Raw genomic sequence first — 14040 nt, 5'->3', positions numbered from 1 at the left:
TGAAAACAAAAGTGCGGTGGATTTTCCAAGTGTTTTTAACACACCGAGAAAACCACCGCACTTTGCTTTATTCGTGATTAGACCAACACGGCAAGTGCAGCGTCGTAATCCGGCTCGTTTTTAATTTCAGACACTAATTCGCTGTGTAACACGTTGTTATGTTCATCTAACACAATAACGGCGCGGGCGGTTAGGCCGGCGAGAGGGCCAGATGTAATGTCAACGCCGAGGGTTTTGTGTAACTCGTGGTGGCGGAATGTGGAAAGGGTTTGTACCTTGTCGATGCCTTCAGCGCCACAGAAACGGATTTGCGCGAAAGGCAAGTCAGCGGAAATGCAAAGTACAACGGTGTTAGCCAATGTTGCGGCTTTTTCGTTGAATTTACGCACGGAGGTGGCGCAAACACCAGTGTCGATACTTGGAAAAATGTTTAGTACTTTGCGTTGGCCGGCAAAGGTATTTAGATTTACATCGCCCAATTCATTATTCACTAATGTGAGTTCAGTGAGCTGGTCGCCAATTTGTGGGAAACGGCCTGCAACATCGATTGGATTGCCTGCTAAAGTGACGTTACTCATAATGTTCTCCTTAAATATGAAGTAAAAAGGTTGTTAAGATTAATGACAACGGCTGCTTAAATTGCTTGTGGTTGGCACAGAAATAGTTGGAATCACGTCAATATTCGGCGAATTGCAGTTATTACATTTCATTTTCGCTATTTGGTTCATCACCAATTTGCCTAACATTTCAATGTGTGCCGGTTCTGCATTGAGAGCGGGAATGTATTGAAAACTTTCTCCACCCTGGGTTAAGAACAACGTTTTGTTTTCTTCCGAAATTTCTTCCAAGGTTTCCAAACAGTCTGCCGCAAAGCCCGGGCAGATCACCGCCATTTTTTTGATGCCTTGTTGCGCCGCATTAGAAATAAATTCATCGGTGTAAGGTTGCAACCACACTTCTTTGCCAAAACGCGATTGGAAGGTAATACCCCATTGTTTTTCGTTTAAACCTAAACCTTGTGCTACCGCGGCGGCGGTTTGTTGGCAGTGGGTTCGGTAATAATCGCCGGTGTTTTCGTAACGCAACGGAATTCCATGGAAGGAAAACAGCAAAAACTCATCGGATTTTAACCGCACTTTGCAGGATTCGATTAAGGCGGCGATGTAATCTTTATTCAATTGGTATGAATGAATAAAATCAAACGGCACAATGCCACGTTGCTGTTTTAATGCACCGGCAAAAGCATCGAACACCGCGCCTGTGGTGGTACTACTGTACTGCGGGTAGAGCGGTAGCACGATAATGTGTTCTACTTGTTTTTCCAGTAATTTTTGTACCGCACTTTGCATGGACGGGTTGCCGTAAGTCATACCGATTTCAATTTCGACTTCAAGTTGTTGCTGTTGTAAAAAGGTAGTCAGCGCTTGTTTTTGTTGTTGGCTGATGGCAAGTAGAGGCGAGCCTTGTTCCGTCCAAATTGAACGATAATTTTTGGCAATACGTTTTGAACGCAAAGGCAAAATAATGGCCCTTAATAAGGGATACCATTTGTAACGTGGTAAATCCACAACGCGCGGATCCGTTAAAAATTGCCATAAATAGCGGGAAATGTCCTTAGGATTTGGTGAGTTTGGCGTGCCTAAGTTAGCCAAAATGACGCCGATTTTTAAATTAGTCATGAGCAATTACAGAAAGAGTTAAACGTGAAACGCAGCATAGTTTATCTTGCTCGTCCCGAATGTCAATTTGCCAAACTTGTAGTATTTTACCTAAGCGAATGGGAGTGGCTTTGGCATATACATTACCTTGTCGCACGGCGCGTAGGTGATTGGCGTTGATTTCTATACCAACCACCGCCTGATTTTCCGCCACGCAGCAAAAACCGGCAGTGGAAGCAACAGTTTCGGCGAGTGCGGCGGAAATGCCACCGTGCAATAAGCCCATAGGTTGTGTAGTACGTTGATCCACCGGCATTCGGGCTTCCAGCCAATCATCGCCCTGTGCGATAAATTCAATGCCTAAATGTGCTACCGTACAGTTTTTACAGAAGTCATTGAGCTGTTTTAGCGTTAAATTTTTTTTCCATATCGTCATAATGAACATCCATTATTCAAATAACGTTAATAATGCTTGCACCGGATGTTTCGGCTGATAATGGGCGAAACGCTTCACCTGACTACGGCAGGAATAACCGGTTGCCAGACAGAAGTTCGGATCTTTATTTTGCAGTTTTTTCTCCCATGAGGCTTCATAAATGGCTTTTGACATTTCAATGTGCTGGGTTTCGTGCCCGAAAGTCCCTGCCATGCCACAACAGCCCACGCTTTCAACTTGCAACTGCTGGTCGAAGGCAGCAAAAATATGTTGCCATTCTTTGCCACTGTTCGGCATAGCGGTCGTTTCCGTACAGTGTGGGAATAAATACCACTGATGCGGCTCAAAAGTGCGGTCGGTTTTTTCGGTGTTTTGCGCAGATAACAATATGCCATTATCCAGTTGTTGTTTGAGCCATTCATGTGCGGTCAGCACATGGAAATTACCGCGCTCTGCACCAAGAATTTCTTTATATTCGTCCCGATAAGACAACACAATGGCCGGATCCACCCCCACCATCGGCATCTCAAGTTTTGCCATGCGATTAAGGAACTCTGCTTGATTTTTGGCTGTTTTCGCAAAACGGGTTAAAAATCCCTTGATGTGTTGCGCTTTGCCATTAGGCTTAAACGGCAGTACCACAGGCTTAAAACCAAGTTTTTGGGTTAAGGCCACAAAATCGGCGACGACTTTGGCATCATAATAGGAGGTGAACGGATCTTGCACGATAAGTAAAACATGTTGTTTTTCTACCGCACTTAGGCTTTCTAATTGCTCTAACGAGGCATTTTTATGACCTAGCTGAATGAGTTGTTGTAGATTTGGCGTAGAGAGCAACGGTAAGTCTGTCATGCCCAAATATTTTTCTGCCACTTTTTGGATGAATTGGGTTGCCGTAAAATAATTGAAGAATTTCGCTTGTTTTGCCATCAGCGGTACGACGTATTCCACATTGGATACCACATAATCTTTGATTGGACGCAGATAACGTTGGTGGTAAAAATGGAAGAATTTGGCGCGGAAGCTTGGTACGTCGATTTTAATCGGGCATTGGCTGGCGCAGGCTTTACAAGCCAGACAAGTATCCATTGCCGCTTTCACTTCATGAGAAAAATCGTATTCGCCACGGCGTTTTTGGTAGCTGTTTTTTAATTTTTGCACTAAATCCGTGAGCTTCACTGTGGATTGTTTGAAATCTAATTGCGCCGGGGTAACTTGCTCGTTCGCCATTAAACGCAACCATTCGCGCACCATTGCCGCGCGGCCTTTCGGTGAAAAGACGCGATTTTTACTCACTTTCATAGACGGGCACATGGTGCTGTGGACGTCAAAGTTAAAGCATAAACCGTTGCCGTTACAATTCATGGCACCGATAAATTCTTCTTTCATTTGAACGGGAATTTGACGGTCTAGGTCGGCTCGCATTGGCGATAAAATGGAATAAAGTTCTTGTTCGCTGTTTAACGGCGTGCAGATTTTCCCAGGATTGAGGCGATTTTGCGGATCAAATAAGAATTTGATGTAACGTAATTCACGCCATAATTCGGGCGTAAAGAATTTTTTGCCGTATTGCGAGCGCATCCCTTTGCCATGTTCGCCCCAAATTAAACCGCCATATTTACGGGTGAGTTCTGCCACCTCGTCGGAAATCTGTTTGAATAATTTAACTTGCGCTTGATCGCATAAATCTAGCGCCGGGCGAACGTGCAACACGCCCGCATCCACATGACCGAACATACCGTATTGTAAATTATGGCTATCTAATAAAGCGCGAAACTCGGTAATGTAATCCGCCAGATTTTCCGGCGGCACACAAGTGTCTTCTACAAAAGGAATAGGTTTTGCTACGCCTTTGGCATTGCCAAGCAACCCTACGGCTTTTTTGCGCATGGCATAAATTCGTTCAATAGATGGCAAATGATCGCAAACTTGATAGCCGATAATATGATCTTTTCCCTCGGCGATTTTTTGATCCAATTCCGCACATAAATGCGCTACCTGCTTTTCAATTAATGCCTGATTATTACCGGCGTATTCCACTATATTTAAGCCAAGAATCGGATTTTGTTCGTCTTCCGTTAATAAATCTTGCACCGAATGCCAAATAATATCCTGTTTAGCCAAATTCAGCACTTTGGAATCCACGGTTTCCACGGAAAGCGCATTGGCTTTGACCATAAAAGGTGCGTTACGCAATGCCGCATCGAAAGAATTGTATTTGATGTTAATTAATGTGCGATGCTGTGGTAGCGGCATTAAATCTAACGTGGCTTCGCAAATAAAGGCAAGTGAGCCTTCAGAGCCTGTCAGAATACGGGTTAGATTGAATTCGCTTAAATCATCGTTAAACACATTTTTTAAATCGTAACCGGTCAGAAAACGATTGAGCTGTGGCAAATCATGAAGAATTTGCTCCCGCTTTTCTTTACAACGTTGGAAGATTTCTTGATGGATGTTTTTTACGCGGGCAGAGCCATGGTTTTCTTCGACATGTTGAAAAATGTCGTCGGATTTGACCGCACTTGTGTCCAAAATATCGCCATTGATTAGCACGGCACGCAAACCCAGAACGTGGTCGGATGTCTTTCCGTATTGCAAGGAACCTTGTCCGGAAGCATCGGTGTTAATCATACCGCCTAAGGTGGCGCGATTACTGGTGGAGAGTTCAGGGGAGAAAAATAAGCCGTGTGGTTTGAGAAATTGATTGAGTTGATCTTTTACCACACCTGCCTGCACCCGTACCCAACGTTCTTTAACATTGAGTTCAAGAATTTGGGTCATGTGGCGGGAAACATCCACAATAATATTATTATTGATAGATTGCCCGTTGGTGCCGGTGCCGCCTCCGCGTGGAGTGAAAGTGAGAGAAAGGTATTTTTCCTGTTGTGCCAGTTTGGTAATACGCACTACATCTGCCACGCTTTTCGGAAATAAAATCGCCTGTGGTAATTGTTGGTAAACGCTATTGTCTGTGGCCAAACTTAAACGATCGGCGTAATTGGAGGCAATATCGCCTTCAAAATGTTGTAACCGTAATGCGTTTAAATAATCACCAACTAAAGGCGAGAGTTGAGGGATATTTTTTAAACGAGGTAGCATTTTGCAGCACTCTTAGATCATTATTTAGGGTTTAAGGGAGTAAAAAGTGGCTGAATTTTAGCATATAAATAGGAAGGAATGTCAGATAAACGAAGTCAATAATGAGGATAATTTCTGAAGAAATACTTAAAATTGATTAAAAAACGAACTCAGGATAGTGATTTTTGCTTAAAAAATAAGCAAAAGAGCATCCTTTTGTTTGATTTTCCATTTTTTCAGTAGATAATACTTGCACTTTTGAACATTCCTTTAATAAAGGATACGAATCTGTCAAAAGGAAGTAGGTGATGCAACCCTACTTGAAACGATATCTTAGGCTGAAAATTGTAAAAAATTTCCTTTTTTCACATAAACAGTTTAAGATGACAGGTAACACAAGTACTTGTGTTGGTTTTCAGCTATATCAGCTGATACTGTTTTAAATTAAAGATGACTAAATATAAAGAGGATCATCAAAATGAAAAAAACTGCAATCGCATTAGCTATCGCTGGTTTAGCAGCAGCAACAGTGGCACAAGCAGCGCCACAAGCAAATACATTCTATGCCGGTGCAAAAGCCGGTTGGGCTTCCGTTCACCACGGTTTAGGTCAATTTACTGACGGTAACGATGGTAAAATCAGACGTAACTCAGAAGCATACGGTATTTTCGGTGGTTACCAGATCACGGATAACTTAGCTGTTGAAGCCGGTTATGAATATTTTGGTCGCGCTAAAGTTAAATACAGCGATGGCGATCAATTTAGACATACCGCTCACGGTACCACTTTAGCCCTTAAAGGAAGTTACCCTGTATTAGACAACTTAGATGTTTATGGCCGTGCTGGTGCAGCTCTAATCCGTAGTGATTATAAACAGGTGAATGACGGGGTTGCTGATAAATATCATAACTTGAAAGTATCTCCTGTATTTGCAGCGGGTGTTGAATATGCAATTCTTCCTGAATTAGCATTACGTGCAGAATATCAATGGGTTAGCCGTGTAGGCAACTTAGGCAAAGCAGTAAGAAAAACTGGCGAAGAAAGCGACATTCGTTACTCTCCAGATATCGGTTCTGTAGCAGTTGGTTTATCTTACCGTTTCGGTCAAGGTGTAGCACCTGCTCCGGCTCCTGAAGTTGTAAGCAAAACTTTCAACTTGAACTCTGATGTAACTTTCGCGTTCGGCAAAGCTAACTTAAAACCACAAGCACAAAGCGTGTTAGATGGTATCTATGGTGAAATCGCGCAAGTTAACAATGCAAATGTTAAAGTTTCTGGTTATACAGACCGTATCGGTTCTGATGCTTACAACCAAAAATTATCTCAAAGACGTGCTGAAACCGTTGCTAACTACTTAGTATCTAAAGGTGTAGCACAAAACGCAATTTCTGCAGCTGGTTACGGTAAAGCAAATCCTGTTACCGGTACTAAATGTGACGCAGTTAAAGGCCGTAAAGCGCTTATCGCTTGTTTAGCTGATGACCGTCGTGTAGAAATCGCTGTTAACGGTAGCAAATAATTAACGCTATTGTTGCTAAATAGAGATTGAAATGAGGCCTAAACACTTGTTTAGGCCTTTTGTTTTATACTACAAGAAAATTTTAGATGTTAAGGAATAAAAATGAAAAAATGGCTTGTCTTGATTATTGTTGCCGTGATTGCTGCTGTAACATTGATTCCAAGTTATAACGGCTTGGTCGCAGCGGAAGAGCAAATTAATTCCGTGTGGGCAAATGTAGAATCGACTTATCAACGTCGTTCCGATTTGATCCCGAATTTAGTGAATACCGTGAAAGGTCAGGCAAACTTTGAAAAAGAAACCTTGACCGGCGTTGTTGAAGCTCGCGCAAAAGCAACTCAAACCAAAATCGATCCGTCTAATTTAACGGAAGAGCAATTAACCCAATTCCAACAAAACCAAAACGCGGTGGGTTCTGCGTTATCCCGTTTATTAGTCAGTGTAGAGAATTATCCTGAATTGCGTGCGAACGAAGGTTTTATGAACTTACAAGCGCAATTGGAAGGCACAGAAAACCGTATTAACGTAGCACGTAATAAATTCAATGAAGCGGCGCGTGAATACAACCAAAAAATTCGTACATTCCCAACCAAATTAGTGGCGATGATTTTTGGTTTTAAAGAAAAACCTTACTTTAAATCTGTTGAAGGTGCGGCAAACGCGCCGACAGTGAATTTTAACTAAACGGAAAACAAGGTGGCGACTATGCCATTATTTGCAAAGATCCCGATAGATAAAAAGCAGCTCGAGGCGGCAATTGCACGCCTTGAGCAACAAACCTCAGCCGAGTTTCGGATTTTTATCGAACGAAAAATACCGTCAAAACCGACCGCACTTTCTGCTTACCAACGTGCATTAGCCGTTTTTTCACAACTTGAAATGCATCAAACGGCAGCGCATAATGGCGTGTTAATTTATATTGCTTATACCGATCGTCAATGTGCCATTATCGGTGACATAGGTATTCATCAGTATGTAGGCGATGATTTTTGGCAAACGGAATGTGCCCGCATGATTGAGCATTTTAAACAAAAGCAATATACAGAAGGTATTTTGGCTTCTATGCAGCAGATAGGTGAGCAGCTGATAAGGCATTTCCCTGTTCAACCGGACGATCAAAATGAACTGGATAACGAGGTGATCATTCATGATTAAACGTGTATTCGGCTTACTGAGTTTAAAAAGTGCGGTCATTTTTTTCTGTGTTTTTATGGCGGCAGCTGTTTCAGCCGTGACCTTTCCCGATTCTCCGAAACCTTTTCGTTATGTTAATGACTACACTAAAACATTATCGGAAAAGCAGCTAGACGCATTAGAAGCTAAGTTGGAAGCCTATGGCAAAGAAACCAGTTCGCAAATTGCAGTGGTGATTGTGCCGACGACCGGTGAATATGAAATTTCTCAATACACCTTTGAATTAGGTGATAAATGGGGGATTGGACGAAAAAAACTTAATAATGGTGTGTTGTTACTCATTGCAAAAGACGATCGAAAATTGTTTATTGCCGTGGGACAAGGCTTGCAGGGCGTGTTAACGGATGCGCTTGCTTCGCAAATTATTCGTAATCAAATTCGACCTTACTTTCGTAACGAGCAATATGCTCAAGGCATTGATAATGGGTTGAATTACATTATTGCCGCCACTAAAGGTGAATATGCGGCACAACAGGTTGAAGAGACCGATTTAGGTGATTATGTGCCGTTTATTATATTGGCATTGTTTATTTTAGTTGTCGTGATAGGCGAAATCAGTTGGCGCCGACCTTATGTTAGCCCAACGAATAACCATATCCTGAATGAAATATTGCGCCAATCCATGTCAGATCGTCGTCGTAATGGCAGAGGTGGCGGCGGTTTTGGCGGCTTCGGCGGAGGCGGTTTTGGTGGTGGTTCCGGTGGCGGCTTCGGCGGAGGCGGTTTTGATGGCGGCGGTGCCGGCGGCAGTTGGTAATACTCTTTTGGATTATTGGTGGGGAAAATTGTTTGTGATACAATGCGCGCGTTTTCTCTTCAATGAATACAAGGAACATTATGGAAACGTTAGATAAAATCAAAAAACAAATCAGTGAAAACCCGATTCTGATTTATATGAAAGGCTCACCGAAATTCCCATCTTGCGGTTTCTCTGCCCGTGCAGTGGAAGCGTTGATTAACTGTGGTGTACCGTTTGGCTATGTGGATATTTTACAACATCCGGATATTCGTGCCGAATTACCGGCTTACGCAAATTGGCCGACATTCCCACAATTATGGGTGGAAGGCGAGTTAATCGGCGGTTGTGACATCATGTTGGAAATGTATCAACAAGGCGAACTTAAAACCTTGCTACAAGAAGTGGCAGCAAGACACCCGCAAGCGTAAAAACGTTTTGAAAAATAACCGCACTTTGGTTTTCCAAGTGCGGTTTTTTGTTGTCTGCCTCAGGGCAAATTTTATGGCTTATGCTATAATTCTCCACAAATTTTTACCGCACTTTAGGATCAATATGTCGCTCCAATTCAACATGGTTGCCTTGCTTTTGGTGATTTTAATTTTACTCGGCATTTTCAGCCACAACAGTTCTATCACTATTTCTGCCGCCGTGCTACTGATCATGCAACAAACGCTACTCGCCAAATATATTCCTTATTTGGAAAAATACGGCTTGAGCATTGGTATTGTGATTTTAACCATCGGCGTCTTAAGTCCGCTGGTTTCCGGCAAAATTCAGCTTCCGGGCCTATCGGCGTTTGTCAGTTGGAAAATGTTTGTCGCTATTGCCGTTGGTGTTTTCGTTGCATGGCTTGCGGGCAAAGGTGTTCCGCTGATGGGGGAACAACCTGTCTTAGTGACAGGCTTGGTCATCGGCACCATTATCGGCGTCTCTTTTCTGGGCGGCATCCCGGTGGGGCCGCTTATCGCCGCAGGTATTTTGGCATTACTCATAGGAAAATTTTAAATGAAAAACAAATGGTTATTTATCGCCGCCTTGAGCGGTTTTTTATGTGTGACAATTGGTGCTTTTGCGGCACATGGATTAAGTAAGGTTTTAGAACCTAAAGCGTTAGCGTGGATTGAAACCGGTGTGAAATATCAAATGTTCCATACCCTTGCCATCATGGGTATCGGCATTGCGCAATTGTGTCGCGAATCATTGGTTGCCGGCAAAATGGCTAATTTCGCCGCAGGTGCATGGGCATTCGGCATTCTTCTCTTTAGCGGCAGTCTTTATGCACTCGCGCTTGGCGCAGGCAAATTCCTCGTTTGGGTGACACCGATTGGGGGTACCTTATTTTTAATCGGTTGGCTTTGCTTGGCTTACGGTAGTGTTAAAAGTAAATAGGTATGAAAAACAAATCCGTAAAACGTGAAGTAACCTCTTTACAGCAATCCCTTTTTTCTCAGCTTAACGACATCATGCGGGTGGATAAACGCCGTTTATCCGCCCGCATTCACGGCATCGGCAAAATTAAAAGCCAAGAAGCCCAACAAGCCGTTGCAGATGAAATCCAACAACAAATTGAACAAGCAAGATTACGTGTAGAAAGCCGTAAAAGTGCGGTCAAAAATCCGATCGTTTTTTCGGAAAGCCTGCCGGTTAGCCAACGCAAAGCAGAAATTGAAAAACTGCTTTCCGAGCATCAAGTGATCGTGGTGGCGGGGGAAACCGGTTCGGGTAAAACCACGCAGTTGCCGAAAATGTGTTTGGAACTCGGCTTAGGCAATCTCGGTACAATTGGACATACCCAACCGCGCCGTATTGCGGCACGTTCTGTGGCGGCTCGAATCGCCGAAGAATTGCAAACAGAACTTGGCGATTTAGTGGGGTATAAAGTCCGTTTTAACGATCAAATCAGTGACAACACCCAAATCAAGTTGATGACGGACGGGATTTTGCTGGCTGAAATTCAAACGGATCGTTTCCTCAACCAATATTCTTGTCTGATTATCGACGAAGCCCACGAACGTAGCTTGAACAACGATTTTATTCTCGGTTATCTGAAACAGCTGCTGCCGCGTCGTCCTGATTTAAAAGTTATTATCACCTCGGCTACCATTGACGTAGAACGTTTTTCTAAACATTTCAATCATGCGCCGATTATCGAAGTCTCGGGCAGAACTTATCCCGTGGAAGTGCGTTATCGACCTGTTGTAGAGGAAGACGATCGAGATCAGCTACAAGGTATTCTTAATGCGGTGGATGAACTGCAAGCAGAAGGGCGTGGCGATATTTTGATTTTTATGAATGGTGAACGGGAAATTCGTGACACCGCCGAAGCCTTGCAAAAGCAAAATCTAAAACACACGGAAATCCTACCGCTCTTTGCCCGCTTGTCTGCGCAAGAGCAAAATAAAATTTTCCATCCGAGCGGTTTAAATCGCATTGTGTTAGCCACCAACGTAGCAGAAACCTCGCTCACCGTACCAGGCATTAAATATGTGATTGACCCAGGTACAGCCCGCATTTCCCGTTATAGCTATCGCACCAAAGTACAACGTTTGCCTATTGAGCCGATTTCACAGGCCTCCGCTAATCAGCGAAAAGGGCGTTGCGGACGGGTGAGCGAAGGGATTTGTATTCGTCTTTATTCGGAAGAGGATTTTAACAATCGCCCGGAATTTACCGATCCTGAAATTTTGCGTACCAATTTGGCATCCGTTATTTTGCAAATGACGGCATTGGGTTTAGACGACATTGAAGCGTTCCCCTTTGTAGATGCGCCGGATAAACGGCATATCCAAGATGGTGTGAAGTTATTGGAAGAGTTGGGGGCGATTCAACCTAAGAAAATTAAATCGTATAAACATGATGGCGCGCGTTTCCCAACGCGTGCCCAAAATTTGACAGATGAAAGCACACGTCAGGAGACGCGCGCTAGCGAATCGACAGAGAAAAAGCAAGGTTGGGAACTTACCCCAATCGGTCGCCAACTTGCCCAACTTCCTGTCGATCCGCGCCTTGCCAAAATGCTCCTAAGTGCGGTCGATTTTGGCAGCGTTTATGAAGTGATGATTATTGTCTCGGCGTTATCCATTCAAGATCCGCGTGAGCGTCCGACAGACAAACAACAGGCTTCCGATGAAAAACATCGTCGCTTTGCCGATAAAAAATCGGACTTCTTGGCATTCTTGAATCTTTGGCATTATGTGCAAGAACAGCAAAAAGAATTAACGAAAAATCAATTTCGCCGCCAATGTCAAAAGGATTTTTTAAATTATTTACGTATTCGAGAATGGCAGGATATTTATCAACAAATTCGCCTTGCCGTGCGTGAAATGGGCTTGCCGATTAATTCGGAAAAAGCCGAATATCAGCAAATTCACACCGCACTTTTAAGCGGCTTGCTGTCGCATATCGGTTTAAAAGAAGCGGAAAAACAACAATATCTTGGCGCCCGCAATGCGCATTTTGCGATTTTCCCCAATTCCGTGCTTTTCAAAAAACAACCGAAATGGGTGATGGCGGCAGAGTTGGTGGAAACCTCCAAACTTTGGGGGCGCATGGTGGCGGAAATTGAGCCGGAATGGATTGAGCCGCTTGCCGAGCATTTAACGAAAAAATCCTATTCCGAGCCACGTTGGTCGAAATCTCGCGGGGCGGTGATTGCCGATGAAAAGGTGAGCCTGTATGGCGTGCCGATTGTGGCAGCCAGACCGGTAAATTATGGCTCGATTGATCCAACAGTGAGCCGTGAGATCTTTATTCAATCCGCCTTGGTGGAAGGAGATTGGAACACGAAACATAAATTCTTCAAGCAAAATCAGCAGCTGATTCGTGAAGTTGAGGAACTGGAACACAAAAGCCGTCGCCGCGATATTTTGGTGGACGAGCGCACTTTATTTGAGTTTTACGATCAGCGTATCGGCACAGACGTGGTGTCGCAAAAGCATTTTGATACCTGGTGGAAAAAGGTAGAAAAACAAGATCCTGAGCTACTTAATTTTGAACGCTCATTCTTGATTAATGATGATGCGGAACAAGTGAGCAAGCTTGATTTCCCGAATTTCTGGCATCAAGGTAATTTAAAACTCAAACTGACGTATCAATTTGAACCGGGTACGGATGCGGACGGCGTGACCGTGCATATTCCGTTGCCGTTGCTCAACCAGGTGGAAATGACGGGCTTTGATTGGCAAATTCCGGGTTTACGGGAAGAACTGGTGATTGCGCTGATTAAGTCTCTGCCGAAATCCTATCGCCGTAATTTCGTACCTGCACCGAATTATGCCCAAGCCTTTTTAGGGCGCGCTGTGCCGTTGGAAAAGCCGTTGTTGGATACGTTGATTTATGAATTGCGCCGCATGACGGGTGTCTCCGTAGAAGCGGAACATTGGAATTGGGAACAAATCCCAAGCCATTTAAAAATGACTTTCCGTGTGGTGGATGAAAACGGCAAAAAAATTGCTGAATCCATGAATTTGGACGAGCTGAAATTTAGCTTAAAAGATCGTGTGCAAGAAAGCATTTCTGCCGTGGTGGATGATGGCATTGAGCAAAGTGGGTTACACATTTGGAGTTTTGCGGAGTTGTCACAATGTTACGAACAAAAACAGCGCGGTTTCAGTGTGAAAGCCTTTCCTGCCATTGTGGACGAAAAAGACGCGGTGGGCATTAAACTGTTTGAAACGGAATTTGAACAAGCGGTGGCAATGCAACAGGGTTTGCGCCGATTGTTGCTGCTCAACGTGCCGTCACCGATTAAATATCTGCATGAAAAATTACCGAATAAAGCCAAATTGGGGCTGTATTTCACGCCATTTGGTCGTGTGTTGGATTTAATTGACGACTGCATCGCCTGTGCCGTGGATAAACTCATTGCGGATTTTGGCGGCTTTGTGTGGAACGAAGAAGGTTTTGATAAGCTACGGGATTTTGTGCGTGAAAACGTCAATGAAGTCACCGTGGATATTGCGCAAAAAGTGGAGCAGATCCTCACGCTCACTCACCAGCTCAACCAACGCCTCAAAGGCAAGATGGATTTCACCATGGCGTTCGCCCTGTCTGACATGAAAAGCCAGATTTCAGGTTTGATTTATCAAGGATTCGTACAAAAAAGCGGCTACGCCCGCCTGCCGGATTTACTCCGCTATCTGCAAGCCATTGATAAACGCATGGATAAACTGGCTCAAGATGTGAATCGCGATCGCGCCGCTATGCTACGTGTGGAACAGGTGCAACAGGCTTACCAACAATTGCTTGCCAAACTGCCAAAATCCAAACCGATTTCGGATGAAGTGGCGGAGATTCGATATATGATTGAGGAATTGCGTGTGAGTTTATTTGCGCAGCAGTTGGGGACGAAGTATCAGGTGTCGGATAAGCGGGTTTTGAATGTGGTTAATAGTATATAATTTTGAGGTTTACTTAA

The 14040-nt window shown here is 43.9% G+C and carries 12 protein-coding genes; 8 read left to right on the top strand and 4 right to left on the bottom strand.

The genetic code is table 11. From position 1 onward, the window contains the following. Nucleotides 1–77: 77 nt before the first annotated feature. Genes tpx through ydiJ form a run of 4 tightly spaced genes read right to left on the bottom strand, consistent with a single transcriptional unit; the run spans nt 78 to nt 5193 of the window. On the bottom strand, nt 78–578 hold the full coding sequence (tpx, locus tag EL144_RS02630; RefSeq protein WP_005703354.1) for a thiol peroxidase: 501 nt from the start codon (nt 576–578) through the stop codon (nt 78–80). 39 nt (nt 579–617) lie between these two features. Then, on the bottom strand, nt 618–1679 hold the full coding sequence (gene hemH / locus EL144_RS02625) for a ferrochelatase (protein WP_050332707.1): 1062 nt from the start codon (nt 1677–1679) through the stop codon (nt 618–620). Beyond that, nucleotides 1672–2094, bottom strand: a complete 423-nt coding sequence (locus EL144_RS02620; RefSeq protein WP_032994932.1) for a hotdog fold thioesterase — start codon at nt 2092–2094, stop codon at nt 1672–1674. The genes hemH and EL144_RS02620 overlap by 8 nt, the downstream gene beginning before the upstream one ends. Nucleotides 2095–2106: 12 nt before the next feature. Next, nucleotides 2107–5193, bottom strand: coding sequence for a D-2-hydroxyglutarate dehydrogenase YdiJ (gene ydiJ, locus EL144_RS02615; RefSeq protein WP_005703349.1), 3087 nt, complete (start codon nt 5191–5193; stop codon nt 2107–2109). A 457-nt stretch (nt 5194–5650) separates the two neighbouring features. On the opposite strand from ydiJ, the gene ompA reads away from it, so the two are divergent. The 8 genes from ompA to hrpA all read left to right on the top strand — a co-directional run bounded on the left by ompA (nt 5651) and on the right by hrpA (nt 14023). After that, on the top strand, nt 5651–6691 hold the full coding sequence (ompA, locus tag EL144_RS02610) for a porin OmpA (protein ID WP_005703347.1): 1041 nt from the start codon (nt 5651–5653) through the stop codon (nt 6689–6691). 102 nt (nt 6692–6793) lie between these two features. Further along, a complete protein-coding gene (locus EL144_RS02605; protein ID WP_005703346.1) occupies nt 6794–7375 on the top strand; it encodes a LemA family protein in 582 nt (193 codons plus the stop codon). A 21-nt stretch (nt 7376–7396) separates the two neighbouring features. Then, nucleotides 7397–7846 carry a TPM domain-containing protein gene (locus EL144_RS02600; RefSeq protein ID WP_005703345.1) on the top strand — a complete coding sequence of 150 codons (450 nt, stop codon included), beginning with the start codon at nt 7397–7399 and terminating at the stop codon, nt 7844–7846. Then, nucleotides 7839–8642 carry a TPM domain-containing protein gene (locus tag EL144_RS02595; protein ID WP_005703344.1) on the top strand — a complete coding sequence of 268 codons (804 nt, stop codon included), beginning with the start codon at nt 7839–7841 and terminating at the stop codon, nt 8640–8642. The genes EL144_RS02600 and EL144_RS02595 overlap by 8 nt, the downstream gene beginning before the upstream one ends. Nucleotides 8643–8722: 80 nt before the next feature. Beyond that, on the top strand, nt 8723–9052 hold the full coding sequence (gene grxD, locus EL144_RS02590) for a Grx4 family monothiol glutaredoxin (RefSeq protein ID WP_005703343.1): 330 nt from the start codon (nt 8723–8725) through the stop codon (nt 9050–9052). 124 nt (nt 9053–9176) lie between these two features. Continuing rightward, entirely contained in the window at nt 9177–9629 is a 453-nt protein-coding gene (locus tag EL144_RS02585) for a DUF441 domain-containing protein (protein ID WP_032994929.1), read from the top strand. Continuing rightward, complete coding sequence (locus EL144_RS02580) at nt 9630–10013, top strand: DUF423 domain-containing protein (RefSeq protein ID WP_005703340.1); 384 nt, start codon at nt 9630–9632, stop codon at nt 10011–10013. A 2-nt stretch (nt 10014–10015) separates the two neighbouring features. Beyond that, entirely contained in the window at nt 10016–14023 is a 4008-nt protein-coding gene (hrpA, locus tag EL144_RS02575; protein WP_005703339.1) for an ATP-dependent RNA helicase HrpA, read from the top strand. Nucleotides 14024–14040: the final 17 nt, after the last annotated feature.

The sequence above is a fragment of the Aggregatibacter aphrophilus ATCC 33389 genome (assembly GCF_900636915.1).
GTDB lineage: Bacteria > Pseudomonadota > Gammaproteobacteria > Enterobacterales > Pasteurellaceae > Aggregatibacter > Aggregatibacter aphrophilus.
Note: the sequence above shows the minus strand (reverse complement) of the source record. Positions and strands in the feature narration are given on the sequence as shown.